Annotated in this window: 1 protein-coding gene; it reads right to left on the bottom strand. The window is 73.1% G+C overall.

Annotation, left to right across the window (positions count from 1 at the left end; translation table 11 throughout):
* Nucleotides 1-449, bottom strand: a 449-nt coding sequence (locus tag OQ02_RS39290) for a glycoside hydrolase family 15 protein (protein ID WP_033443768.1), incomplete at both ends; no start/stop codon positions are given.

Genomic DNA, 449 nt, shown 5'->3' with positions numbered 1-449 from the left:
CCGTAGGACTGGGTGAAGGACCGCTGCTCGTCGCTCCAGCCGCGCGCGCAGACCTCCGCGCGCACCTCCTGGCGCAGGGCCTGCCACTGGCGGAGGGAGCCGCGGAGTCCGGCGACGCGGGCGAGGCGGACGGCCCGGTCGGCGGCGACCCAGGCCATGACCTTGGAGTGGACGAAGTGGCGGCGTGGGCCCCGGACTTCCCAGATCCCCTCGTCCGGTTCCCGCCAGCGTTTGGCGAGGTACTCCAGGAGCGAGGCGACCAGGGCCCACGCGGACGCGTCGAGGGCGACTCCGGCCCGGACGGCCGAGTACACCGTGTTGAGGACCTCGCCGTAGATGTCGAGCTGGAACTGGTCGACGGCGGCGTTGCCGAATCTGACGGGCCGTGAGTTCTCGTAGCCGGGCAGCCAGTCGGCCAGGGTCTCGGGGAGCCGGCGCTGGCCCTCGAC

It is taken from the genome of Saccharothrix sp. NRRL B-16314 (assembly GCF_000716595.1).
Classification (GTDB): domain Bacteria; phylum Actinomycetota; class Actinomycetes; order Mycobacteriales; family Pseudonocardiaceae; genus Actinosynnema.
Note: the sequence above shows the minus strand (reverse complement) of the source record. Positions and strands in the feature narration are given on the sequence as shown.